Annotated in this window: 16 protein-coding genes and 1 other RNA gene; 9 read left to right on the plus strand and 8 right to left on the minus strand. The window is 50.7% G+C overall.

The genetic code is table 11. The annotated features are described in order from the left end of the window. Window positions 1-86: 86 nt before the first annotated feature. Entirely contained in the window at window positions 87-554 is a 468-nt protein-coding gene (locus AWQ24_RS00145) for a Dps family protein (protein WP_369009151.1), read from the plus strand. A gap of 98 nt (window positions 555-652) precedes the next feature. Continuing rightward, window positions 653-1,048: a transfer-messenger RNA gene (ssrA, locus tag AWQ24_RS00150) on the plus strand. Between the two features lie 75 nt (window positions 1,049-1,123). Here ssrA and AWQ24_RS00155 read toward each other — a convergent pair. From AWQ24_RS00155 to AWQ24_RS00170, 4 genes are all read right to left on the minus strand, one after another. Continuing rightward, window positions 1,124-2,443: a hemolysin family protein gene (locus AWQ24_RS00155; RefSeq protein WP_065715667.1), complete on the minus strand. Its 1,320-nt coding sequence runs from the start codon at window positions 2,441-2,443 to the stop codon at window positions 1,124-1,126. 138 nt (window positions 2,444-2,581) lie between these two features. Then, entirely contained in the window at window positions 2,582-3,427 is an 846-nt protein-coding gene (locus AWQ24_RS00160; protein WP_198161494.1) for a 3'(2'),5'-bisphosphate nucleotidase CysQ, read from the minus strand. 31 nt (window positions 3,428-3,458) lie between these two features. Next, window positions 3,459-5,012 carry a lysine--tRNA ligase gene (gene lysS, locus AWQ24_RS00165; protein ID WP_065715669.1) on the minus strand — a complete coding sequence of 518 codons (1,554 nt, stop codon included), beginning with the start codon at window positions 5,010-5,012 and terminating at the stop codon, window positions 3,459-3,461. Between the two features lie 88 nt (window positions 5,013-5,100). Beyond that, window positions 5,101-6,069 (minus strand): hypothetical protein, encoded by a 969-nt coding sequence (locus AWQ24_RS00170; protein ID WP_157096799.1) that lies wholly within the window; start codon window positions 6,067-6,069, stop codon window positions 5,101-5,103. A 239-nt stretch (window positions 6,070-6,308) separates the two neighbouring features. Between AWQ24_RS00170 and trpS the strand changes: the two genes are divergently transcribed. Genes trpS through AWQ24_RS00185 form a run of 3 tightly spaced genes read left to right on the plus strand, consistent with a single transcriptional unit; the run spans window position 6,309 to window position 9,198 of the window. Then, window positions 6,309-7,319, plus strand: a complete 1,011-nt coding sequence (trpS, locus tag AWQ24_RS00175; protein WP_065715671.1) for a tryptophan--tRNA ligase — start codon at window positions 6,309-6,311, stop codon at window positions 7,317-7,319. A 44-nt stretch (window positions 7,320-7,363) separates the two neighbouring features. Then, on the plus strand, window positions 7,364-8,275 hold the full coding sequence (locus AWQ24_RS00180; RefSeq protein WP_065715672.1) for a methylenetetrahydrofolate reductase: 912 nt from the start codon (window positions 7,364-7,366) through the stop codon (window positions 8,273-8,275). A 20-nt stretch (window positions 8,276-8,295) separates the two neighbouring features. Then, window positions 8,296-9,198, plus strand: a complete 903-nt coding sequence (locus tag AWQ24_RS00185) for a PhzF family phenazine biosynthesis protein (protein WP_065715673.1) — start codon at window positions 8,296-8,298, stop codon at window positions 9,196-9,198. Between the two features lie 80 nt (window positions 9,199-9,278). Here the strand turns inward: AWQ24_RS00185 and ftsH3 are convergent, their stop codons facing one another. The 3 genes from ftsH3 to AWQ24_RS00205 form a co-directional block, all read right to left on the minus strand. Beyond that, window positions 9,279-11,141: an ATP-dependent zinc metalloprotease FtsH3 gene (gene ftsH3, locus AWQ24_RS00190; RefSeq protein WP_012305681.1), complete on the minus strand. Its 1,863-nt coding sequence runs from the start codon at window positions 11,139-11,141 to the stop codon at window positions 9,279-9,281. Window positions 11,142-11,282: 141 nt separating this feature from the next. Next, on the minus strand, window positions 11,283-17,078 hold the full coding sequence (locus AWQ24_RS00195) for a translocation/assembly module TamB (protein ID WP_065715674.1): 5,796 nt from the start codon (window positions 17,076-17,078) through the stop codon (window positions 11,283-11,285). A gap of 305 nt (window positions 17,079-17,383) precedes the next feature. Beyond that, a complete protein-coding gene (locus AWQ24_RS00205) occupies window positions 17,384-17,725 on the minus strand; it encodes a hypothetical protein (protein ID WP_065715676.1) in 342 nt (113 codons plus the stop codon). On the opposite strand from AWQ24_RS00205, the gene AWQ24_RS16495 reads away from it, so the two are divergent. Continuing rightward, entirely contained in the window at window positions 17,724-17,861 is a 138-nt protein-coding gene (locus AWQ24_RS16495) for a hypothetical protein (protein WP_157094557.1), read from the plus strand. The two genes, AWQ24_RS00205 and AWQ24_RS16495, sit on opposite strands and share 2 nt — an antisense overlap. Window positions 17,862-17,993: 132 nt before the next feature. After that, entirely contained in the window at window positions 17,994-19,535 is a 1,542-nt protein-coding gene (locus AWQ24_RS00210; protein ID WP_065715677.1) for an FAD-binding oxidoreductase, read from the plus strand. Window positions 19,536-19,558: 23 nt separating this feature from the next. On the opposite strand, the gene AWQ24_RS00215 is transcribed toward AWQ24_RS00210, so the two are convergent. Further along, window positions 19,559-20,236: a uracil-DNA glycosylase family protein gene (locus AWQ24_RS00215; RefSeq protein ID WP_012305685.1), complete on the minus strand. Its 678-nt coding sequence runs from the start codon at window positions 20,234-20,236 to the stop codon at window positions 19,559-19,561. Window positions 20,237-20,715: 479 nt separating this feature from the next. Between AWQ24_RS00215 and AWQ24_RS16500 the strand changes: the two genes are divergently transcribed. Continuing rightward, the gene (locus tag AWQ24_RS16500; RefSeq protein WP_065715678.1) at window positions 20,716-21,429 is read left to right on the plus strand and encodes a DUF4388 domain-containing protein; all 714 of its coding nucleotides are present in this window, start codon (window positions 20,716-20,718) and stop codon (window positions 21,427-21,429) included. A 101-nt stretch (window positions 21,430-21,530) separates the two neighbouring features. Continuing rightward, window positions 21,531-21,923 carry a response regulator gene (locus AWQ24_RS16505; RefSeq protein WP_065715679.1) on the plus strand — a complete coding sequence of 131 codons (393 nt, stop codon included), beginning with the start codon at window positions 21,531-21,533 and terminating at the stop codon, window positions 21,921-21,923. Window positions 21,924-21,931 lie beyond the last annotated feature (8 nt).

A 21,931-nucleotide genomic window follows, 5' to 3' on the forward strand; every position in this document is an offset into this window, starting at 1 on the left:
TGGAAAATCTTCACATAATGGGTAGTAAATCCAAAACTAAGACCAAAGCCAAAGAAGAAGTAGCCATGAGCACTATCTCTGGCCCGATGCCCATCAACACTGGCATTAGCGAAGCCGATCGAGAGGCGATCGCCAAAGGCTTAAGCCACCTCCTCGCCGACACCTATACCCTCTATCTCAAAACCCATAATTTCCACTGGAACGTCACTGGGCCAATGTTCCAGACCCTCCACCTCCTCTTTGAAACCCAGTACAACGAACTCGCCCTGGCCGTAGATCTCATTGCCGAACGTATCCGCGCCCTGGGTGTACCGGCCCCCGGTACCTACCAAGAATTTGCCGAACTCTCCGCCATCCCCGAAGGCACAGGAGTACCCACTGCCGAAGAAATGATTCGTCTTTTGGTAGAAGGCCAAGAAACCGTTGTCCGCACTGCCCGCTCCATCTTCCCCACCGTGGACAAGGCCAACGACGAACCCACCGCCGATCTGCTCACTCAACGGATGCAGGTGCACGAAAAAAATGCCTGGATGCTCCGGAGTTTGTTGGGCTAGAACTTCTTACGAGAAAAAATGGGAGGCGATCGCGAACTTGATAGCGGGTTTTCCCTCCCTAGGAACCAAGGCCCAATGCTATACTAAATACATTGCACGGGGCCGCAACGGTTTCGACAGGTTGGCGAAAGCTTCCACTGTGATGCAGGTCGAGAGTGGATCTCCTCTCGCAAATCAAAGATCCAAACAAAATGTAACTGCGAACAACATCGTTCCTTTCGCTCGCAAAGCTGCTGCTGTAGCTTAATAAGAACACCTTAACTTAGGTTCGAGCATTCATAATTCGACTCCGTTAAGGATTATGACTAAACCCCCAACGGATGCTCTCTAGGAATACATCTGGTTTGCACTAGAGCTAAGACTAGACCAGAGATTCTTGGCGACTCGGAACAAGCAGTCGTTCCTGTTCTGAGGATTAGAAGGACTAAACCTGTGAATGAGCTAGGGGTGAATACCCAGTTTGGACAGCAGTTCGACTCTGCTCGGCTCCATTTCTTTTAATCAGTTACAACAAAAAGCCCCCTAAATTAAACGAGGGGGTTTTGTTTTGCGTTAAAATCTAGCGAATTTTAAGCTTGGTCAAGTTCCTTGGCATTCAGCAGCGAAACCAAAACTTTGTCCACCCTTGCGCCGTCCATGTCCACTACCTCAAAGCGGATCCCACTCCACTCAAAATGTTCACCCGATTGGGGAATATGGTTTAGGAGGTGTGTCATAAATCCGCCTAAAGTATGGAATGCTCCTGTGTCTTCATCGGGGAGCGCTTTCTTTTCCAACAAGGCTTTCAATTCATCAATGTCTAAAAGTCCATCTAATAGCCAGGAATTGTCATCCCGCTGAATAATCATCGGTTCCTCATCATGTTCCATAGAGGGCAAGTCCCCAACGATCGCCTCCATCAGGTCATTCAACGTCACCACACCTTCGATTCCGCCATATTCATCTGTGACCAAAGCAATGTGAATCCCTGTGGCTTTGAATTGTTCAATCACACTCAGGGTACGTGTTCCTTCGGAAATGTAAAGGGGAGGTTGGAGCATCGCTTGTATATCGATGGGCTGACCCGATAGTTGCGCACTTAATAGGGTTGTCCCTCGCACTGTCCCCAGGCAATGGTCAAGGGTGTCGCGACCTACAGGAAACCGGGAATGGTTACTCTCCATCACTTCTTTGAGGTTTTCTTCTAGGGGAGCGGTGATATCTAGCCACACAATGTCTGTGCGGGGGGTCATCATGGCTTTAATGGGGCGATCGCCTAGTCGAAAAACCCGTTGAACAATGTCATGCTCTGCCGCCTCAAAGAGACCGGATTCTGCCCCTTGACGAATCAAAACCTTAATTTCTTCTTCTGTGATGTCCGGTTCATTGGAATCCTGAATCCCCAAAAGATGTAACAGAGCCTCCGTTGAACTGCCCAAGATCCGTACTAATGGCGTTGTTAAACGAGATAGCCAGCGCATGGGCTTAGCGACAGTACAGGCAATTTTTTCCGGAGCATTAAGGGCAATCCGTTTTGGCACTAATTCCCCAATGACGAGGGATAGATAGGTGATAATTGTCACCACGATCACCACGCTAATGGCTTCACTGTAGGGTTGTAAGCGCGGGATATTATCAAAAGCAGGCTTGAGGCGTTGGGCAATGGTTGCACCACCCACTGCGCCGCTCAGGATACCGATTAAGGTGATGCCAATTTGTACAGTCGAGAGAAATTCATTCGGATTATTCGCTAATTTCAGCGCCGCTCTCGCTTTTACGTTTCCTTGCTCTAACAGTTGCTCTAATCGGATTTTTCGGGCAGAAACGACGGCAATCTCTGAACCGGAAAAGATGCCATTCAGGATCGTTAGCAGAAGAATGACCAAAATTTCAAGGACACTCGAAGACATGGTGGCAAATCAAAAACAAATGAGTCTCTTTAGCATAAGGGGTGATTGTGGGAAAAGGTGTAAATTCCTGGTTTAACCCTCGCCGTCGTTGAGATGGGTCATGACCCCTTTGATTCCAACCTTGCTTTTGGTGACAAACTATGTTCGATCTAGTTCTGCAAGGATGGCGATCGCCTGCTGACAAAGTTCTGCATGACACGGCCCATTAGACGCCATAATGCCGCCCCACTTCACCACATCGCCTTGGTTATAGAGCACTTCATTGCCTGCAAAATAACTAAATTTTCCACCTGCTTCCGTGAGGATTAGTTCCGGGGCCGCAAAATCCCAATCTTTTGCTGCAGATTTCCCCGATAGAGAAATATAAACATCGGATTTTTGTTCGAGAATATGGGCAATTTTACAGCCGACACTCCCCACATAATTTCTATCTTTAAAGGGTAGGCGATCTAACAAATCCTGGAAGCGTTGATCCCGGTGGGTACGGCTGGCGACTAAATATAAATCTTCTGGTTGATTGCGCTCAGAAACTTTAATTGGGGTGACGGTGCCATCACGAGTTTCCACAAAAGTGCCATTCCCTTTCGACGCGAAATAAAGTTTTTCTGCTTCGGGGACGACCACTACCGCAATGACCGGGCGACCTTCATGAACAAGGCAAATGTGAACGGCATATTCTCCCGTTTGGTCAATAAAATCACGGGTGCCATCGAGGGGATCAATAATCCACACCCAAGGATGTTCAACTTTATTGCCGTCGTAGGTTTCTTCGCTGAGATAGGCAAAATCTTCAGTGCCTAACTTTTCCTGAAACGCTTCCAGAATATAGTGATTTGCTGCTAAATCTGCCTTGGTGACAGGGCCATCTTTTTTATCAGAAATATTTTTAATATCTCCTTTGTAATAACTTTGGAGAACATCCCCTGCACCCCAACCGATTTGTCGGGCGATCGCCAAAATTTCTTCTAACCGTTGCTGATCCATTGTTCTCAAATTTTACCCAGGTAAATAAGCTTTAAACCGATGTTTTCTCTGCTGGAGAATTATCCTCAGTTTCTTTGCGGTTTTTCAATAGCGGGAAGGCGATTACATCGCGGATACTTTCAGCATTAGTCAACAACATCACCAGGCGATCAATCCCAATCCCTAGACCAACCGTGGGAGGCATGCCGTATTCCAGTGCTGTGACAAAATCCTCATCCACATCACAAGCTTCCTCGTCCCCCGCTGCTTTCTTGGCCGCTTGTTCTTCCAACCGTTGCCGTTGATCGACGGGATCCGTTAACTCAGAGAAACCATTGGCAAGTTCTCGGCCCACAATAAACAATTCAAAACGCTCCGTTAAACCCGGTTTATCGCGGTGGGGCTTGGCGAGGGGAGACACTTCCACAGGATATTCCGTCACAAAAGTGGGCTGAATTAAAGTTGCTTCTACCTTTTGCTCGAAGGCTTCATTCAGTAATTGCCCGATGGTTTTACATTTTTCGGGAATGTGCATTCCTACAGATTCAGCGGCTTGCTTTGCGGCGTTAAGGTCATCAAAGCTGAGGAAATTGATCCCTGTGGCTTCCTGAACGAGGTTTTGCATGGTTTCCCGGCGCCAGGGAGTACCCACATCAACGATCACCTCACCATAGGGCAGTTGAGCTTGACCGACGATGTCCTTCGCAAGGGTACGAATTAGATCTTCTGTGAGATCCATCATGTCGAAATAGTCACCATAGGCTTGGTAGACTTCGATGGAGGTAAATTCGGGGTTGTGCTTAGTGGAAACGCCCTCATTACGGAAGATGCGCCCCAGTTCAAAGACCCGCTCAAAGCCACCGACGACCAAGCGCTTCAGGTGTAATTCCGTGGCGATCCGCAGATAGAGCGGCATATCAAGGGTGTTGTGGTGGGTAATGAAAGGACGGGCTTCTGCGCCGCCAGCTTCAGCTTGGAGGACGGGAGTTTCAATTTCAAGGAAATCGCGGTCTTCAAGATAACGGCGGATGGCGGCAGTAATTTTGGCGCGACGGCGGAATGTCTCTTTTACTTGGGGGTTAATAATCAGATCAACGTAACGCTGACGGTAGCGTTTTTCGATGTCGGTGAGGCCATGCCATTTGTCCGGGAGAGGCAGCAGGGATTTGGTGAGCATGGCAAATTGGCTCACTTTAATGGAGAGTTCCCCTTTTTCGGTGCGCTTGATAATACCTTTGACACCGATAATATCGCCGACGTCGGTAAGCTTTTTGAGGTGATTGAATGCGCCTTCGAGGTCGGGCATTCCGCCATTAATTAATTTCTTATCGAGGTAAAGCTGGATCGTTCCAGTTTCGTCCTGGAGGCTAAAAAACGCAAGTTTACCGAAGACACGACGGGCGAGAATTCTCCCAGCAATGGATACGGTGTCTTCGACTTCTTCTCCAGCTTCGATGTCTTTATATTTGTCCTGTAGTTCGGCGGTGTGGTGGCTGATCTCCCATTTGTAGGCGTAGGGATTCATGGCGATCGCCTTGAGTTGATCAACCTTTTCTAATCGGGTAGCGCGAATGTCATCGAGGGAGGAATGGCTAGACTCAGACATGGGAAAATTAAAGACTGTGAAGGCTCGTCGCAGAACTCGGTTATTATAACGGCTTCGTTCTCAAAACAGAACCGCCACGGCCTTTAACTCATGAGGAGTGAGAATAGCTCAGGGGAATTTGGGGTGTGAGGTGCCGGAGGAAGCCGAGGAAAAATTGGGCCGCCGCTTCGGTGGCATAGGCACGGAAGGGCAGGGGGGGTTGAGGATTTCCGTAGCTCTGCACCGCTTTGATCACAATGGCAGGACAGTCTATTGCAGTAGCCAGGGTTGTGGCGGCGGCACTGCCGATATCTAGGCCAAACAGGTGAGTCTGGGTCGCAAAAGGATCCTCCTCGGTCTGGAAATTGGTATGGGTCACATCGGCGATCGCCCCTAAATGCACGCTGGGAACCGCTGGATCATGGGGGAAACCCGTCGCTAAATGGAGCGCGTGATTATCACGGATTAAATCGATGGCCAGGGCCGTAAGGCGAACCGGGTCGGCAGTGAGTAATTTTTCGGTGACTAATTGCTCGAAAATCAAAGGCCAGTCGGGGCAGTGATAGCGGCGCTCAGGGTGTGCCTGGGGTGGAGGGCAATGGTCAGGCTTGAGTTCGTGGTCGTAGAGGGTGTGGAGTAACCAGCCCCGCTGGTGCAAGCTTGATTTAGGACGCGGCGTTTGGATTTGCTGTTGCCAAGCGCTAGATTGCCCCAGGAGTCGCCCTTGCCAAGGTTGGGCAAGGATGTAGGCGGAGTCACTGGTGCGGTTTGCCGTTGGTAGCGTAAAAATTTTCTGGGCAACGATAATATCCCCTAAAACAACTTTGGCCGGATTGCCGCGACAGATGCCAACCATCACAATCAACTGCGGCTTTAGATGGTCGCCTAGGGAAATAAGACGCTGGGGATTAGCAAGGGATTTGGCAGAAAGATGCACAAGGGCGAGTTGTAACCCGTTGTAGTTGGTGGCGAGGTAGGGGGTGCCGCAAGGGGTTAAGGTTTCCTGCCAGGGGTGATGGATCGCCCTTTGGAGCGCAAGAAACTCATCGGGAAAAACCGTAAGACAAAGAATTTTCATGGCATGGGCCGCAAGACAATACTGGCGCAAATGACCGCAGGAAATTTCAAAAATTGCGCCCTTAAAATTAACGGGAGAAAAGGGGCAAATTTTAGGATCCTGTATCTCTATTGTAATCTGACCTCTTGGTGATAGATTTCGCTAAAAGGAAGGCGATCGCCCCTGGGCTTTGTCAGGCAACTTTACAGTCTGAAACATTTGGCCGATAATCATTGGGGCATTCCACACCGTAGCGATCCATGGCGAAACAGCGCATTCTCTCTGGGGTACAACCCACCGGTAATCTTCACCTCGGCAACTATCTTGGGGCGATCCAAAACTGGGTGGAAATTCAACAGGACTATGACAGTTTTTTTTGTGTGGTAGATCTCCACGCGATTACGGTGCCCCATGACCCCAAGGTTCTAGCAAATAATACAAAGGCGATCGCCGCATTATATTTAGCCTGTGGCATTGATTTAGAGCACTCCACAATTTTTGTTCAATCCCACGTTAAGGCCCACAGTGAACTGGCTTGGTTGTTAAATTGTGTGACCCCCCTGAACTGGTTAGAGCGGATGATTCAGTTCAAAGAAAAAGCCCAAAAACAAGGGGAAAATGTCAGTGTGGGACTGCTTGATTATCCGGTGCTGATGGCCGCTGATATTCTCCTGTATGATGCGGACAAAGTGCCCGTGGGCGAAGACCAAAAACAACATTTAGAGCTGACCCGCGACATTGTGATTCGCATTAACGACAAGTTTGGCACGAAGAAAAATCCGGTGCTGAAAATGCCGGATCCGCTGATTCGGACGACGGGCGCTAGGGTGATGAGCCTCACCGACGGCACCAAGAAAATGTCCAAGTCCGATCCCTCAGAACTGAGCCGGATTAATCTTTTGGATCCCCCCGATGTCCTGACGAAGAAAATCAAAAAGTGCAAAACCGATCCCGAACGGGGCCTAGAGTTTGACAATCCTAACCGCCCGGAATGCAATAACTTGCTGGGGTTGTATGCTCTGCTCAGTGGTAAACCCAAAGAAACTGTAGCCGCTGAATGTGCCGATCTGGGCTGGGGTCAATTTAAACCCCTCCTCACAGAGACCGTCATTGCCGCCCTAGAGCCAATCCAAACGAAATACCATGACATTATGGCGAACCCCGATTACCTCGATCAGGTGTTGCGGGAAGGCCGTGAAAAAGCTGACACTGTTGCAAATGCGACCCTCAAGCAGGTAAAAGACGCCCTTGGTTTTCTGCCGTCCCTGTAGAATGGTTCATTACCTGTGATTTTTTTAACCCTAAAACTGCTTCCATGACCACCCGTCTGCGTCGTGCCATCGAAAATCGAGATTTTGTCGTTACGGCTGAGGTTGCGCCTCCAAAGGGGGGTGACCCCACGAAAATGCTGCGGATGGCAAAATTGCTTGGCGATCGCGTCCATGGGGTGAATGTGACCGATGGGAGCCGGGCTGTGATGCGCATGTCGTCCATTGCCGCCTCAACTTTACTCTTGCAAAGCGGTATCGACCCAATTTTTCAGGTGGCCTGCCGCGATCGCAATGTCATTGGTCTCCAGGCAGATTTAATGGGTGCCCATGCCCTGGGTTTACGGAATGTGTTGGCCCTAACGGGGGATCCAGTAAAAGCGGGCGATCACCCCAAAGCCAAGGCGGTTTTCGATCTCGAATCGGTGCGTCTGTTAAAGCTGATCACCAAATTAAATAACGGCCAAGACTTTAACGACAAAAAAATGCCCGATGGCTCCCTGGATTTGTTCCCTGGGGGCGCAGTGGATCCCCAGCTTAAGAGTTGGTACACCATTGAATCTCGCTTTGCCCGAAAAGTAGAGTCTGGGGCGCAGTTTTTCCAGTCGCAAATGATTACGGATTTCCAGCGACTCGAAGAATTTATGAACCGGGTGGCTAGTCAATATGATGTGCCCGTATTTGCGGGAATTTTTCTGTTGAAATCGGCAAAAAATGCTCAATTTATCAACCGCTGTGTACCAGGGGCGCAAATTCCCGATGCGATTATTGAGCGCCTAGCCCAAGCTAAAAATCCCCTCGAAGAGGGTCTCAAAATTGCGGCGGAGCAGGTAAAAATTGCCAAAAATCTCTGCCACGGTGTCCATATGATGGCCGTCAAAAAAGAAGATCTGATTCCACAAATTCTTGATTTAGCGGACGTTTCCATTCAAATCTCCACGGCACCGGCCTTAGTTTAATAATTTTATTTCTATCCTGTATGTCACAAACCTATACTTTCCATACCCTCGATGTGTTTACAGAGCAAATTTTCGGGGGTAATCCCCTGGCGGTGTTCCCCCAGGCCCAAGGGTTAAGTTCGCATCAAATGCAGGCGATCGCCAAAGAACTTAATCTTTCAGAAACTGTCTTTGTTTTTCCCACAAAAGATCCTGATACGGACTTTCAACTGCGGATTTTTACGCCCGCCGCCGAGATTCCCTTTGCGGGTCATCCCACCGTGGGAACTGCCTACCTTCTGGCCCATCTCGGTTATCTACCCGCAAATTGTCAGCTTGTGCGCTTCCAAGAAGAAGTGGGGATTGTCCCCGTCTCTATCTATTGGGAACAGGATCAAGTTCGTACCACTGCCCTAAGTGCGGCCCAGTTGCCTCAGTTTATTGAGCGATCGCAATCCATCGATTACGCTTCCCTGGTAAACCTCCCGGCCCACGACTTACATCCGGTGCTAAAACCGGCGGTGATTTCCTGTGGACTGCCCTTTTTATATCTGCCCCTCAAGGATCTCGATGCCCTGAGCCGTTGCTCCCTCAACCGCACCTTTTGGGAAGAAGCATACCAACATCAACTGGCAGCCCACATCTATCCCTTTGTCGTAACCGAAGACAATCAAATTTATGCGCGGATGTTTGCTCCCGGCCTGGGCATTGCTGAAGATCCGGCAACGGGTTCAGCGGCCACGAGTTTAGCGGGTTATCTACATCGCTACCTCCCCAGCCAGGCGACATTACAAACTTGGCAAATTTACCAAGGCATTCAAATGGGGCGGCCCAGTCAGCTCATGCTGACCATGCAACAGCAAAAAGGGGAATTGACGGAGATCGCCGTGGGCGGCTCTTCTGTGCTCGTCAGTGTCGGCCACATTAATGTGCCAACGTTTTAGACAAAAAAAAGATCCCTAATTGCTTTAGGGATCTCGTTTCTCACCGTAGTGATTAGCAATAATTCAATTTTCCGAGTTGCTTAAGCTGCGGTACTAGAGAAAGCGGCCATTTGCACGTCACTTTCCATGAGTAGGGTTTGTAACTCCTCAGCATCAACGGTCTCTTTTTCGACGAGCATCGCTGCTAATTTATCGAGGACACTGCGGTTACCGACAAGCACATCTTTCGCGCGCTTGTAGGCTTCTTCCACGAGGCCCCGGACTTCTTCGTCAATTACGGCGGCTGTTTCATCGGAGAAGTCCCGATCAGAGGCAATGTCACGACCCATGAAAACGTTACCATTCTGGCGACCCAAGGCTACAGGCCCCAGGCGATCGCTCATCCCGAAGCGGGTAATCATTTGACGGGCAACATTAGCGACCTGCTGTAAGTCATTAGAAGCACCTGTGGTGACTTCTTCTTCACCGAAGATAATTTCTTCAGCAATGCGGCCACCGAGGGCAACGGCCATCTGGTTTTGTAAATAGGCACGGGAGTATAGACCAGAATCCATGCGATCTTCACTGGGGGTGAACCAAGTTAAACCGCCAGCACGACCCCGGGGGATAATGCTAATTTTTTGGACTGGGTCATAGTCAGGCATCAAAGCACCAACGAGGGCATGGCCCGCTTCGTGGTAAGCAACAAGGGTTTTGCGCTTTTCACTCATGACGCGGTTTTTCTTCTCAGGGCCAGCGAGGACGCGATCAATGGCATCGTTCACTTCGTCCATGGAAATTTCCGTCAAATTGCGACGGGCTGCCAGAATTGCTGCCTCGTTTAGGAGGTTCGACAAATCTGCACCGGTGAAGCCGGGAGTCCGACGGGCAATTTTTTCGAGATCCACATCCTTCGAGAGGGTTTTACCCCGGGCATGGACATTGAGAATTTCTAAACGACCGGAATAGTCGGGGCGATCGACGACCACTTGACGGTCAAAGCGACCGGGACGCATTAACGCCGCATCCAAGACATCGGGACGGTTAGTCGCAGCGATGATAATGATGCCAGTGTTGCCTTCAAAACCATCCATTTCTGTCAGGAGCTGGTTTAGGGTCTGTTCCCGCTCATCGTTACCGCCACCGAGGCCCGCACCACGGGAGCGACCCACAGCGTCAATTTCATCGATAAAGACGATACAGGGGGCATTTTGTTTGGCCTGTTCAAAAAGATCGCGGACACGGGAAGCACCGACCCCGACGAACATTTCGACGAATTCAGAACCAGAAATAGAGAAGAAAGGGACACCGGCTTCCCCAGCAACGGCTTTTGCCAAGAGCGTTTTACCGGTTCCGGGAGGGCCAACGAGGAGCACCCCTTTGGGAATTTTTGCACCGATTGCAGTGAACCGATCAGCGTTTTTCAAGAAGTCAACAACTTCGGTTAACTCAAGTTTGGCCTGCTCAATCCCTGCCACATCACCAAAGGTGACTTGGGTCTGGGGTTCCATTTGAACCCGTGCCTTTGATTTGCCAAAGTTCATGGCCTGGGAACCGGGGCCACTCTGGGCGCGCCGGAGCAGGAAGAATAACCCCACGAGTAGTAGGATTGGAAAAATGAGTGTACTGAGGGCGCGGAAAATCCAATTGTCGTCACTCTGGGGCAACACGGCAATATCGACATTGTTTTCGCTGAGGATGTCGATTAACTCCGTATCACCGGGGGGAAGGTTGACGAGGATAGGCGTGCCATCCTGGGCCGGGACAAAAGCTTTAGTGCGATCGCCACTGATTTTGACACTTTCGATATTGCCCTGCTGGACTTCTTGGAGGAACTGACTATAACGCCAGGTCTCTCGACTTTGGGGTTGCTGATCCAAGAAAGACACAGCTAAGGAGATCACGACGATCGCCAATAGGGCGTAAAGCCCGGTACTGCGCCATTTTTTGTTATTTTTGTTCACTACTGAGAGCCTCCTAGGATTTGAGGATAAGCAGAATAATTATGCGATTCTTAAAAGAGCGTCTTATCCTGTGTTTCAGGTTGGTTATTAAATAATGTTAACGTTTCTCAGGAAAGATTGTTAAATTTTCTGCTTTTGTGTCTAAAATCGCAGGTCATATTCGACAGAAAAACGATTATCGTTGTTGAGATCCGTTGAGCCTCGGACAAAAATCTCATCGTTGACCCGATACCGGAGACCAAACTGAGCGGGTTGGCTACTATTCAGAATTTGCAGCACCGACAGGGACAAATCTGGGCTGATATTGGCACTGAGTTCTGCCCCAAGCCCCAAGGTTGAACTGCTCTCATCTTCATCTTCTGTAATCACCGTGGGGAAGAGGCGTAGCTCGCTCAAACCAAGGGCATTGCCAATGACATCTTGGATATTACTCAAAAGGGCGGAACCAGCTAGGTTAGCCAAAGCTAGAGTTTCGTTGGTGCTGCCCCCGGTGAAGTTTTCTAAGAAAGATCCCCCCAAGAGAGAAATCAACTCCGTTTCACTACGGGGCGGACTACTGGTCAATTCAATATTTTCATCTAAATTGCTCGCTCGTCCCCGCACATTGGCTTGGATACGGATGGTTTCGACGGTGCCGATCTGGCTGGGGCCAAAGACGCTATTGTCACGAATTTCAGCAGAAAGGGGATCGGTAGTGGCAAGAAATGACCGGGAATTTTCCAACAGAGAAGTCTCTAGGGTGATGTCAAGCTCTGGATCGAGGCCAAAGTTGGGGGTAAAGGTTGCGGTATTACGATTACCCGCAAGCCGCAGTTGAGCAGCAAAGAGATTGACCTGACCCCGATCTAACTGAATCACCCCGGCAGGACGCAAATCATTGAGGGTGCCATTGAGGGTTAAATCGCCCGTTGCGAGGAAATTCAGAATCGGTTGCCGGGTAATTTGCACGCGATCGCCAAGGGTGATTTTCAGGTCTTTAAACTCTGTGATCGCCCGCAGATCGACATTGGAAACGCGTTTCGGTGTTGGGGATGTCCCTGGGTCAAGCTGTTTATTCCCGGCCGTGGTTTGTTGGTCTGTGGCTGCGGCTGAGTTGCCATTACCATTGCCATTTTCTTGGTTCCCTGCCAATGAAATACGTCCCTCTCGGAGGGTTAAATCGCCCCCAATGGTCGGCTCTAGGCTGGTACCAGCAATGATCAAATTGCCCGCAACGCCCCCTTGGTAGAGATCAGGCAGCACAAAGTTGAGATCTTCTAGGCGCACATCGAGGGTTTGGCTCTCGGTCGTCGCCCTGGCGAGGGGTAGTTGCCCAGAGATTGCCACCTGGCCACCACTAAAATCGCCGGTGAGTTCTTGGACGGTCAGGGTATCTAGATTAAAGTCAATTTGCCCATGGACATTGGTCAAGGGGGCATCGGGCAGTACCTGGGCTTGGATCTCTGCCTGGGCGATCGCCACCTGACCATCCGCCACCAGATCCACTGGCCGCCCCGTATCGGGATCAATTTCTCCGTCAATGGACAGATCCACTTCCCCTTCACCGCCCAGCCAAGCCACTTGACCCCGCGTCAAAATATTTAAGAGGGCAAATCCCTCATTCTCAAGGTTAAATGTGAGATTGAGCGCGTTACTCTCCGGGACGACCGTCGCATTGGGGAGTTGGTAAGGAATACTGCCTGTAATTTGGAGGGGGTCAGCCTCGGCCACCAGTTCACTATCAACGATGAAATCGAGGCGGGCATCATCATAGGTGAAGTTCCCCTTGACGCTATTGATCGGCGTGTCATTAATACTGGCGTTAGCCATGGTCATTTCGCCCCGGGCCGAGGGATCATCAGGAGTTCCCGCAAGGGCAGCATTGGCGTTAATAAAACCGTCGATCGCCACCGCCTCAGGTAAATCAACAAACTTTTCTAAAAAGGCTACAGGGACTTCGGTGAGGCGCAATTGTCCCGTTTGGGTATCGCCCCCAAAGCTACCAATAAAGCTTAGGCGTCCCCCGCCATCTTGTTCCGAGAGACGAATGCCCACGGGCCGCAACGTTAAGACCCGATCCCGCAGCACACCCCGCGCAATAATTTGGGGCATCGTGATTTCGCCCCACTGCCAAGGGGAACCAACAATTTGTGATTCACCAAATACGGCCACTTCGCGGTATCCGCCAGTGAGATCAAAATCCGCCTGGAGACCAGTCTCTGCATTGTAGGCAAGGCTCAAATCGCCGCTAAATTCCCCCCGTAGGTCTGCTAATTCTGCGGGCAGGAGTGGTTTACTTTCGGCGACATCTAAATTGAGTTGGCTTTGGACGCAACTGAGGAGAGCGATTCTTTCGGCAAAGGATTGTTGGCGATCGCCACGGCTATAGAGGGCCGGATTTTCGCCATTATTTTCCGGCGGAGTCGCTTCAGCCATGCCGTTGAGGAGGGTATCACAACGATATTTTTCCCGTTCAGGGGGCGTGGCATCGGCTAATTCCAGGGTGGGTTGGGCTGGCACGGCCACAGACTCAATTTCGGTGGTGATGGGGGGCGGATCCTGGGGACGGTTGGCATAGAGATCGGCGCTCTGATCGAAGCGACTGGAACGGCCAAAATAATCCGGTAGGGACAAACTGCCGAGATTTTGGAAATCGCCGTAATCGAAAATTTGCAGGGCCGCTAAAACATCTTCAATCCGGCCTTGTTCAATGGTGCCCGTGGTTTGAATGGTTGGGCTAGGACGGTTTTCGTTGGCTAGGGCAATGGTGCTATCGACGCTGTAGAGGCCACCGTTTTGCGCCCATTGGAAATCCTGGAGCCTGAGGGTATCGTTGGCAAAGTAAAAGTTTCCACTGAGGCGATCGCCTTCAAGATAACCCAGCATCGGTTGGGCGATCGCCACCTGACCGGACACCGAATTCGCCTGGAGATCCGCCCGCAGTTCACTGGAGAGTCTTCCCCCCAAGACCATTGTTTCTAGGGGAAAATCAAGCCGTTGCAAAGCGGGTTGTCCCTGGGCCACCTGTTGAATCAAGGTAACGGGGAGGTTGCCACTACTCAGTTGGAGTCGGGTCGGTTCGAGGCCCGCTTGGTTGTACTCCAGGGCGAGGTCTAGGGTCGAGCCATCGAGCTTGAGTTCGGCTTGTTCTGGGCGGAGACGGGAATTCAGACGGGCAAAAATCTGGTCTTCTTCCCCTTCGATAGCGATAATGGTGCGGCGATCGCTGCGGGTTTGAATGGTGCCCTGGAGGGTGGGGTCGAGGGTTAATTCGGCTAACTGCACATTATTGAGAGCGACTTGACCATTGATCTGGGGCTGCTGGAGCGTCCCTTGGATCGTGCCTCGAAAATCCCCTTGACCTGCAACATCGAGAGACTGGGCCACCTCTGGTAAGGGCAGTTGCTGGAGATCAAGATTTTGGGCTTCTAGGTTGAGGGCCAATTGTGTAATTGCTTGGCTTGCATCGCGACCGAGGCGATCGCTATCAATGGTTAAGACCCCATCGGCCCGGAAATTTTCGGCGATCGCCCTTTGGATTTGCAGTTGCTGCCCATTCCAAGCCCATTGACTGGTTAACGGAGAATTAATCAGGGCGACCCCTTCACTGAGGCGCAGATCCCCTTCGGCCCGCACATTCTTCAGGTCTGGCTCGGTCACATCCGCTGTTAATTGCACAGCGCCACTGCCAATTCCCTCCAGGCTGCTATTGAGGCGATTTAGAGCCAAATTTTGAGCGGTGAAATCCCCTTGGAGTTGACCATTCTGGAGCGTTAACAATCCGCCGTCAATGACACCGCCTGCTAGTCTGGCGCTCAGGGAACCCTGGGCCAAAATCCCCTCTACTGAGAGATCCTCTAAATTACCCCGTACCTCAAACTGACCTTGGCTGGGGACTGTATTTGCCACATTGGCCAACTGGGGGGCAAAGCTCACTAAATCTACATTATTTAGGGCGGTACGACTGTACCATTCCCCCCCAGCGACGGTGACGCCCTCGGTGCGAATCTCACCATTGCCCACCGTGAGGCGTCCGGAACCCGTTGCTTCGACGGTATTTAAGTTCACCTCAGCTAAGGTTCCCCCAGTCTGGAACTGACCGGAGTAGTCCGCCACTAGGGTACGGGGAACAGCGGGTAAAATTTCTTTGAGATCGAGGTTATTTAAGGCCAGGTCAGCGCGCCACCGACCATCCCCAACGCGAATATTGCGGGCGATCGCCTGACCATTGGCAAAACTGGTGCGGGCCTGACCGGTAATGTCGAGGGAACCCGCTTGTGCCTGGGGTTCTGACTGGCCAAAGGTGCCCGCAACTTGGAAATCACCATTGACGATACTGCGCTGGAGAAAGGAGGGCAGTTCCTGTTCCGTAAGCTGGGCGAGACGCAGTCCCTGGGCGCGGGCAGGGGTTTGGAATTGGGTTTGGGTAATGCGCAGGTTGGGCATCGTCACCAGGCCCCCAGCCACGGGCACCACAGCGGTACCTGAGACGACAAATTCTGAGACTTGATTCAGGGGCGCTTCAAACACCACATCCGTGCGGCCCGGCCCGGCAGTGACGGGTAAATTGAGTTCGTAGAGTTGGGCCAGGGCATTCGTCGGTAGTTGATCCCCCTGGGCTGCAATGGCGATCGCCCCAGGCGAAGATGTACTCTCATCGGCCAATTGAATCACCCCTTGGCCAGTGATATTGCCCCCCAGGGTAGGTTGGGCGGTGAACTGCTCAACCAGAAAACGATTACCCGTAATGGTCAGATCGCCCTGAAAACGCTCCAGGGTCAGGCGATCAACTTTTAATTGGCTGGCATTCGTTGCCGCAACGGCCAACTGAATTTGTTCCAGTGGCCCCCCAAAGGTCACCGTCGTTGCCAATTGACCCTCCACCGGAAAGGCTGGGGATTCTAATTCAAAGGTGTCCAGGATTTGGGCAATTTCGGCGGGGGCTGTTTCAATTTGTCCCGTAAAACCCGTTTCAAAATTGATATTTAGATCGCCATTAAATGGAAGCGTCCCCAGGCGGCCTGTCGTCTGTTGGAATTGAAGTTCTTGGTTTTGAAAGCCAATTTTGCCGGAAAAATCTTCTACGGGTTTGGCAAGGGCCGGAACGATTAGGGTCGAACCCTCGGCCATTAACTCTCCATTCCAATCGCTGAGGTCGCCTTCTTCTAGGAATAACTCGATGGCACCATCTACTACACCACCGGAAAAGGTAACAGGGGGAACCACCAGGTTAGAAATGGCGACAGGGTCTAATTTCTGGGCGCGAATCCTGAGATTGCTGGTTTCTTGGTCAAAATCGAGGATTCCTTCGATGTTTAAGTCTCCCCCCGACGCCAACTTACCCTGGACATCAAAATTGATTACTTTGTTTTGGTTCGTGAGGCGGCCTTTCCCGGAGGCGATCGCCAACTGCACAGGGGGACTCAGGGTGCCGGAACGTTGGCGGGCAATTAACGTCAGTTGACCCCGGCGGAGGCGGATGTTGTTGATATTAACTTCGAGACCTTCAGTATCTGGGTCATCGGGAGCAATGTTCAAATCTAGCCATCTGCGGGCTTGGTTTTGCTCAACGGTCACCTGGGGATTAATCAGGGTGAGGTTTAAGTCTAAGCGCCGCTGGGTAAGCAACGTCCACAGGTTAAAATCAACGGCGATCGCCTCAACCAGAAGCTGATCATTGGAATCCGCCGTTGGTGGCAGTTCAGACGGGCCAAACCGTAATCCCCCCAAGGAAAATCCTTGCACTGACCCCAGGTTAATGGGGCGATCAATTTGCTTATTAAGCTGCTGCTCAATTTGTGGTGATAAGCGCTGGTAGATGTAGTAACGCCCATAGCCTAGGCCCGCTCCCACGGCTAACACAAGGCCCACAGCCGCCCCCGTAATGAGACGTTGACGCCGACGGGATGGTGGAACTTGCACTGAGTTTTCGGAAGAAGGGGGAAGGTTTTGGCTCATGGTGGCAACAGTTTGCAAGTGTTGCGATCATTATAGAGAGGATGACCCTATCGCAATGGCTTTTGTCGCTTTTTAATTACCACAGATTTTGGATCTGCCCCAAACGGTCAGCGAAAAAATTTTGGTACCAATTCCATGCAGCACAGATTCCCCATGGCCCTAGTGTCAAAGATTTATTTTTTGACCATCGCCACATTAATAAATTTGTCACAAAAAAAGAGAAGTAATCACTTCCCTTTTTCAACCCTAAATCATGAATGGATGTCGTTGTCCCTGACAGAAATTCTGTTGACTCAAGCCTCTTTCTAGAATTTGATGTTTTGGGCCATCGCTTTAAAAGCAGCCATGTTTGCCCCTGGGCAGCGACGATTGGAACGGTTGCCGGGTTTGAGGAGATAGTTTTCTGCAAAGGCTCCAACTTCTACTGTCTGTGCGAGGACGGCTTCTCGGCTTGCAGCTTGAATGGCGGCCACAATCACATCGGTGGGGTCATTAACATTGGGGGCCGGAGCACTGGCTACGGGAGCAGGGGCCTCTTGGGAAGCTTCAGCAGTAGGGGCTTCTACCTGAGGTGTTTCCTGTACCCGCACTTCGGGCGCAACAGATGCTTCGGCGATTGTGTCGTTACCTTGGGAAGGTAATTCCATGAAAAAGTTATCTTTCTTTTTTCCTAAAATTTTTCCTAGCACGGGCAAGCTCCTGAATATTAAAAATGAATTAAAACAGCACTCAACGCACCAAATGATTAAGCCTGAATATTTTGGCGGTGTTAAGTTACGCTGATTCTATTGATTAAGTTTTATGAAGTCAAGGCAATCCCGGAAATTCAAGATTTTTTAAGTATTTATAACCATCACTCTCAGGAAAAATGATAAAAAAGAGCCACAGTGTGCAGAAAAATGAGAGGCGATCGCCATGGGTCAGGTAGAAACAATTTTGGGCGCAATGCCAGGGGATCCCCTCAAGGGGCTACGGGCCGCTGATCAACGGTGGCAAAATTGGCGACAGGGTAAGATTGGCGCTCCGGCGATGGTGCAAATTGGTACGGAAGACTGCCCTGACTATGATTGTGATGTGCTCGTCTGCGGGGGCACTTTAGGCTTGCTCCTCGCGGCGGCCCTGCAACGGCGAGGCTGGCGAGTGATTATCTTGGAGCGGGGGCCATTGCAAGGGCGCGTTCAGGAATGGAATATTTCCCGGAGTGAGTTGCAGACGCTTCTGGATTTAGAACTGCTCAGTGAGACCGAACTGCGCGAAGTCATCGCCACGGAATTCAATCCCCTGCGTATCCAATTCCATGGGGGAGATCCCCTCTGGGTGAAAGATATTTTAAATATTGGTGTGAGTCCCCGGCGATTACTGGCGGTTTTGAAGGAAAAATTCCTCACCTGGGGCGGCAAAATTTTTGAGAATCACCCTTGCACAGGGATTACGGTTTCGCCGCAGGGGGCGATCGCCAGGACTGAAAAATTCACGTTCCACACCCGCTTAATTTTGGATGGTATGGGGCATTTTTCTCCCATTGCCCAACAGGTGCGCCAAGGCCAAAAGCCGGACGGTGTCTGTCTAGTGGTGGGAAGCTGCGCCCAGGGGTTTGCGGCGAATAGTAAAGGAGATTTAATCTATTCCTTCACGCCGATTCGCAACCAATGTCAGTATTTTTGGGAAGCCTTTCCCGCCCACGATGGCCGCACTACTTATTTATTTACCTATCTCGATGCCCATCCCCAACGGTTTGACCTAGCTTTTCTCCTGGAGGAATATCTAAAATTACTGCCTGACTATCAACAGGTGGATTTAGCCGCCTTGGATTTTCAGCGGTTTCTGTTTGGCTTTTTCCCGAGCTATCGTCGCAGTCCTCTGCATTATCCTTGGGACCGCATTTTGCCCATTGGCGACAGTAGTGGTGGCCAATCCCCCGTTAGTTTTGGTGGCTTTGGGGCAATGTTGAGGCATCTGGAGCGACTCACCAACGGTTTAGATGATGCCCTGACCCAGGACTGTTGCGATCGCCAATCCCTCGCCCAGCTACAACCCTACCAACCGAATCTTTCGGTCACCTGGCTTTTTCAAAAAGCGATGAGCGTTGGAGTAAACCAAAGCTGCCCACCCAATCAGATTAATGACCTGTTAAATGCGGTCTTTGGGGTGATGGCCCAGTTAGGGGAAGACACCCTCAATCCTTTCTTACAGGATGTGGTGCAGTTCCAAGGCCTAACGAAGACATTACCCAGGGTGAACTTTAAAACGGTGTTGCCCCTGTTGCCCCATTTGGGGGTGGGCGCGTTGGCCGATTGGTTGCGCCATTACCTTGCCCTGGGTCTCTATACCTCTAGCTATGCGCTCAGTCAGCGTCTGCCCATGGGAGATAGTTACCAGGCCAAACGACGGCGTGAAGCGTGGCAATATGGGTCGGGCCAAGATTTTCATCAGGCAGGACTCACGGAACAGGACTAAGCACAGCCCGCAAAAGCGAGGTCTCAAAAGGCGATCGCCCCCAGACGATTTTGCAACATCTGAGGAAACTGGGCATAGTAGCGTTGATTTAGGGGAGATGGGTGGGGCAAAGGCGACAAAGTAACGATCTTTTGGTGTTCCATTCCCAGATCATCCACCGCCCGGAGGGTCACTTGCAAGGATGTCTCAAAGCGATCGCCCCGCCGGAAGAACCCGTTTACCTCTCCCCGTCGTCCGTAGGGGTCAAACCACTTAAAGGCTTCCGTACCCAGGGTGATGATTTGGTTGCCCTGCCAGTGCAACACCAATAGCCGCTCCACAAAAGGGCGAAATCGTTCCTTAACCGACACCGGATAGGCCTTGTTGCCCGGTGGTTTGTAGGGCACCGTATTGGTCAGCAAAATGCGATCGCACACCGTCGCCAATTGCGCCTTGTCATGGATTTTTTTGTGGTGAACTGCATAATAAAATCCCTGGCGTACCAGGGTGCCCGCAGCACCATAGAGGGGTTGGCGGGCGTGCACCTCATCCCGTCCCAAATCCCGCCCGAAAAAACACAGGGATGCCTTGAGATTCCCCGCATAGAGCACTGGCTCCGTGGGATTAAGGCGTGCTGCTTGGTACACAGGCACATCAATGGGAAATGGTTCCCGCTCTGCCTCTGTCTTTACCTGGGCAATTAACGTCGCAATATCCGTCATGGTCTCAACTGGAGAGGGCTAGAAATCTATGTCATTGTTGGCGATCGCCACTGCCCTTTGTCAACCCAAACCATCGCTAACGGCGTCTTTTTCTCGCCTAGAACAGCAAAAGCTACATCAAATCTTCACAAAATTGTCTAGGAGAAATCTCTATAATTTTTTCTTAAGAATTACTTTCAAACGTCCCACAGTCAACATGTTCTTGAACTTCACAAAAGTTAAAACAAGCTTCAGTGTTTATACGTAGAAAGCAACAGCGGAATTAAGAACCGCCTCAATACTTGTGCGGCAATAAAAATCAAAATAAAGCGAATAAATTCCCATGCAAAGAAAATATTGTTTGGGTTTATTGTGCTGCTAATTGCTTGATTTCTAGGGTTTTAAATCAATAAATTGATTTGTGTATTGTTGCAAAGTTTTTGTTAGGTGATCGTGATGTTATGGGTATATTGAAATCGAGAATGCTCTAGACACAGAATATGACTGCTGCAGGCAATACACTCAGTTTCATCGCCGATCAACTAAACCAGTTGTGCCAAACCCGGGCTACGGGTGAGTTGATTGTGGGGAATAGTCAATACCAGGGGCATATTCATCTCCTGTCCGGGCGTCTTCTCCATGCCACCGCCGGTATCCACTCTACCCGTCGTTGGAACCGCATTACCCAACGGCTCGCCCCCCAGTGGACGCCAAATCCCCAAGAACTGATCAGCTCGCAAATGTGGGAATATCAGCTCCTTTACCAAGGGATCACAACCAAACAACTGACGGTCATGCAAGCGAAGGCAATTATTCGGGCGATCGCCCAGGAAGTCTTCTTCGATCTTGGTTGCTATGCCGATGCCACCATCGAATCCCATGAAACCCAAAAAAATGCCACAGAAATCGCCCTCAGTTTGTCCTTGTCTTACCTAGAAGTCGAACCCGACCTCAAGCGAGTCATGCAACTCCAACAACAATGGCAAGCCGCTGGTCTTGGTAACTTGAGTCCCACCCTCGCCCCAGTGCTAAAGGCCGGTATTGATGCCAGTGCCCTTGGCAGTTTGGGTCAGTATCTCAATGGACAATTCACCATGTGGGACATTTCTGTGTGCCTTGGTAAATCGGTTAATAGCGTTGCCAATGCCCTAATTCCCCTATTAAAAAAGCGCATTGTTCAACTGAAAAAATTGCCGATTTACCCCCTCCCCTAGGCCATCTTGCAGAATCTACCGATGCTGATGGCCCCACCTCCGGCAGTCTGAGATCGCCCGAAAAGCGTGATGCCCTCATTGCTTGCATTGATGATAGCCCCGTGATTCTCCAAACCCTACGGAAAATCCTCGAAGGGGCTGGTTATCGCACCATCGGCATTAGTGAACCCATGCGGGGCGTTGCCAAGCTCATCGAGAGTCAACCAGACGTGATCATTCTTGACCTCGTAATGCCCAATGCTAGTGGTTACACCGTGTGTAAGTTTCTCAGGCAAACCTCTGTGTTTGAAAAAACGCCAATTATTGTCTTGACCAGCCGCGATACCTTGATTGATCGCAATCGAGCCAAGCTCGTGGGAGCTTCAGATTTTTTGGGGAAACCACCGGATCCAGAGAAAACCATTGCCTTAATTGAAAAATATTTAGATGAAGTTGCCGCACAGGATAATGAAACAGAAGATGTCACCTTAAAAGTTTCTAGCTCTACCCGATAAAATTTGAC

The organism is Picosynechococcus sp. PCC 8807 (assembly GCF_001693295.1).
GTDB lineage: Bacteria > Cyanobacteriota > Cyanobacteriia > Cyanobacteriales > MRBY01 > MRBY01.

What these genes read in the sequence shown, in the direction of transcription:
- AWQ24_RS00215 (WP_012305685.1), bottom strand. Translation starts at nt 20,236, where the DNA reads ATGACGGATATTGCGACGTTAATTGCCCAGGTAAAGACAGAGGCAGAG.
- AWQ24_RS00205 (WP_065715676.1), bottom strand. Translation starts at nt 17,725, where the DNA reads ATGGAATTACCTTCCCAAGGTAACGACACAATCGCCGAAGCATCTGTT.
- AWQ24_RS00155 (WP_065715667.1), bottom strand. Translation starts at nt 2,443, where the DNA reads ATGTCTTCGAGTGTCCTTGAAATTTTGGTCATTCTTCTGCTAACGATC.
- AWQ24_RS16495 (WP_157094557.1), top strand. Translation starts at nt 17,724, where the DNA reads ATGAAAAAGTTATCTTTCTTTTTTCCTAAAATTTTTCCTAGCACGGGC.
- AWQ24_RS00195 (WP_065715674.1), bottom strand. Translation starts at nt 17,078, where the DNA reads ATGAGCCAAAACCTTCCCCCTTCTTCCGAAAACTCAGTGCAAGTTCCA.
- AWQ24_RS16500 (WP_065715678.1), top strand. Translation starts at nt 20,716, where the DNA reads ATGACTGCTGCAGGCAATACACTCAGTTTCATCGCCGATCAACTAAAC.
- AWQ24_RS00145 (WP_369009151.1), top strand. Translation starts at nt 87, where the DNA reads ATGCCCATCAACACTGGCATTAGCGAAGCCGATCGAGAGGCGATCGCC.
- lysS (WP_065715669.1), bottom strand. Translation starts at nt 5,012, where the DNA reads ATGTCTGAGTCTAGCCATTCCTCCCTCGATGACATTCGCGCTACCCGA.
- AWQ24_RS00170 (WP_157096799.1), bottom strand. Translation starts at nt 6,069, where the DNA reads ATGAAAATTCTTTGTCTTACGGTTTTTCCCGATGAGTTTCTTGCGCTC.
- AWQ24_RS00210 (WP_065715677.1), top strand. Translation starts at nt 17,994, where the DNA reads ATGGGTCAGGTAGAAACAATTTTGGGCGCAATGCCAGGGGATCCCCTC.
- trpS (WP_065715671.1), top strand. Translation starts at nt 6,309, where the DNA reads ATGGCGAAACAGCGCATTCTCTCTGGGGTACAACCCACCGGTAATCTT.
- AWQ24_RS00185 (WP_065715673.1), top strand. Translation starts at nt 8,296, where the DNA reads ATGTCACAAACCTATACTTTCCATACCCTCGATGTGTTTACAGAGCAA.
- AWQ24_RS00180 (WP_065715672.1), top strand. Translation starts at nt 7,364, where the DNA reads ATGACCACCCGTCTGCGTCGTGCCATCGAAAATCGAGATTTTGTCGTT.
- AWQ24_RS00160 (WP_198161494.1), bottom strand. Translation starts at nt 3,427, where the DNA reads ATGGATCAGCAACGGTTAGAAGAAATTTTGGCGATCGCCCGACAAATC.